This is a genomic window from Endozoicomonas sp. ALC013 (assembly GCF_049310205.1).
In the GTDB taxonomy this organism is placed as follows: Bacteria; Pseudomonadota; Gammaproteobacteria; order Pseudomonadales; family Endozoicomonadaceae; genus Endozoicomonas.
Genome location: NZ_JBLYNS010000292.1, coordinates 1 through 3096 on the forward strand (window position 1 = coordinate 1; position 3096 = coordinate 3096).

Genomic DNA, 3096 nt, shown 5'->3' on the forward strand with positions numbered 1-3096 from the left:
TTTTCCATAATTATATTTCATTAATTCATGGGAAACATAAAATGTAGACTACTCTACGGCATCAACAGGCATTAGTTTTACTGGCTTTTTTTCTCTTTCTTTTTCTCTTTTTTGGTTTATTTATTTGCTCTTCTAAATATTCTTCAGCGGTAAAATAACAGTCATCCGAAAATTGCCCTCCTTCATCAGCAGTAAAATATTCCTCACCTGCCGCCCACTCCCTGCTGCTGTCAGGTGACACAGGACCATGGGCCTCTGGCGAGACGGCTAACTTTGTCTTAATTTGCTCAATAACTCTTGTCATTGAATCCTGTTTCCAAAGCTTGTTCACCGGGATTTCAATGACCTCAAATCCTAATTTTTGCAGCAGGACGATTTTAAGCAAAGTCGAGCCATTCCTGGTTTTGAAATCACCATTCACGTAATGAGAAGGTCCCTGAACGTCGATGACCATGTTGTAATCTGGCAGTAGCAGGTCAATCGGAGGTAATGAGTTCAGACTCTTTTCTTCTTCAATCTTCAAAGACGGAAGGCTGGATTGCAGTTGATCGCGGAAGGTGGATTGAGATTGTGAAATAACTGTCGGGTAATGGGGGACGACCAGACACGCTCTTCCAAGCCAGCTTGCGCCCATGGCAATGATGGATTCATACTCTGTATCTATTGGGAATGTATTTTCCAGGCGAGAAAATAGTGCACCTATGTGCTTTTCAAGCGAGCTTTTATTATTGGTGCCATTACAAAGATAAAACCTGGCACAAAATACCATTACTCCCCAGAGAGACATCAATATACCTTGTTGAGGGAACTGGGGGTTTTCACTGATTCTTTCGACAAGAGAATCGAACGTAGATTTAACCAGGTTCAGCTCAATAGCCTCACCCAGTTTTGCCACGGCCCACAACAGGTTGGCGATATGCTGAGGAATAAAGTGGTCTTTCTCTTCTTTTGATTTGGCTTTGGTTTTCACATGGTACAAAAGCGCGGCCAGGGTCTCTTTGAGGATCGCTGTCGTCTCCAGCTCCAGCCCATTGTCCACCAGTTTTGCCACGGCCCACAACAGGTTGGCGATATGCTGAGGAATAAAGTGGTCTTTCTCTTCTTTTGATTTGGCTTTGGTTTTCACATGGTACAAAAGCGCGGCCAGGGCCTCTGTGAGGATCGCTGTCTTCTCCAGCTCCAGCTCCAGCCCGTTGTCCACCAGTTTTGCCAAGGCCCACAGCAGATTGGCGATATGCTGAGGAATAAAGTGGTCTTTCTCTTCTTTTGATTCGGCTTTGGTTTTCACATGGGGTAACAGCGCGGCTACCGCCTCGGTTAGCTTTGGTGCCTTCTCTAACGCCAGCCCATTGTCCACCAGTTTCGCCACAGCCCACAGCAGGTTAGTGATACCTTGAGTGTTGAAGTGGTCTTTCTCTTCTTTTGATTCGGCTTTGGTTTTTACATGTGGCAACAGCGCGGCCACAACTTCTTTGAGCTTCGCTGTCATCTCCAGCCCATTGTCCACCAGTTTCGCCACGGCCCACAGCAGGCTGGTTATATGTTGAGGAATAAAGTGCACTTTCTGTTGTTTTGATTCGGCTCTGGTTTTTACATAGGACAAAAGTGCGGCTACGGTCTCTTTGAGCTTCGGTGTCTTCCCCAGATCCAGCCTGTTGTCCACCAGTTTCGCCACGGCCCACATCAGGTTGGCGACTTCCTGTGGATTGAAGTGGTCTCTCTCTTCTTTTGATTCGGCTTTGGTTTTCACCCGGGGCAACAGCGCAGCAACGGCAACTTTGAGCTGCGGTGTTTTCTCAATCTCCAGCCCGTTTTCGACCAGTTTCGCCAAGGCCCACAGCAGATTGGCGATATGTTGAGGAATAAAGTGGTCTTTCGCTTCTTTTGATTCGGCTCTGGTTTTCACATGGGGCAACAGTGCGGCGACGGCCTCTTTGAGCTTCGCTGTCTTCTCCAGCTTCAGTCCGTTGTCCACCAGTTTCGCGAAGGCCCACAGCAGGTTGGCGATATGCTGAGGAATAAAGTGGTCTTTCTCTTCTTTTGATTCGGCTTTGGTTTTCACATCGGGTAACAGCGCGGCTACCGCCTCTTTGAGCTTCGGAGCCTTCTCCAACTCCAGCCCATTGTCCAACAGTTTCGCCATGGCCCAAAGAAGGTTGGCGGTCGCTTGAGTGTCGAAGTGGTCTTTCTCTTCTTTTGATTCGGCTTTGGTTTTCACATGGCGTAACAGCGCGGCCACGGCCTCTTTGAGCTGCGCTGTCTTCTCCAGCTCCAGCCCGTTGTCCACCAGTTTCGCCAGAGTCCACAGCAGGTTGGTGGTAGCTTGAATGTTGAAGTGGTCTTTCTCTGCTTTTGATTCGGCTTTGGTTTTCACATGGGGCAGCAGCGCAGCTAAGGCCTCTTTGAGCTTCGGTGTTTTCTCCAGCTCCAGCCCGTTGTCTACCAATTTCGCCAACGCCCACAGCAGGTTGGAGATATGCTGAGGAATAAAGTGGTCTTTTTCTTCTTTTGATTCGGCTTTGGTTTTCACCCGGGGCAACAGCGCAGCAACAGCCTCTTTGATCCTGGGTGTCTTTTCCAACTCCAGCCCGTTGCCCACCAGTTTCGCCAAGGCCCACAGCAGGTTGGCGGTACCTTGCGCATCAATATCCCTGGTTTCAGGTTTTTGGTTGCACTTAAGTATTACCAGATCAAGCAAATTTGACAGTAGAACAGCTTGAGTTTCCTTAACACACGCATCCATGTATGTATGAGGGGTAAAAACACCCGCCGAAGTAAATGAATGAAACGTTGTCGTCAGGCTTCGCCAGCCCCACAGGGGTGTCGCTTTAAAATTGTGTAACAATGGTATCAGTTGACGTTGTTCACTGTGATTTAAAGATCGTTGTGACGCTAATGTGTATTGTTTAATTAAAGTGGCAAATTGACTGTGTTTTTTCCCATTATAGCGATCACCATAATGAGTAGATATCCTCATCAGTTCATCCATTCTTTCTTGTGTGATGAGAGCATTAAAATCCTGAACCGGTTTTATTGAATGTCTTGGTGGATGGTTAGCAGAGCAGGCGTCAGAAGCACGATAAAATTCATGACGCG

Annotated in this window: 1 protein-coding gene; it reads right to left on the minus strand. The window is 47.5% G+C overall.

Translation table 11 applies throughout. The features are described from left to right. Nucleotides 1-61: 61 nt before the first annotated feature. On the minus strand, nt 62-3096 hold a 3035-nt coding region (locus ACO6V1_RS23230; RefSeq protein WP_422468876.1), incomplete at its 5' end, for an RAP domain-containing protein.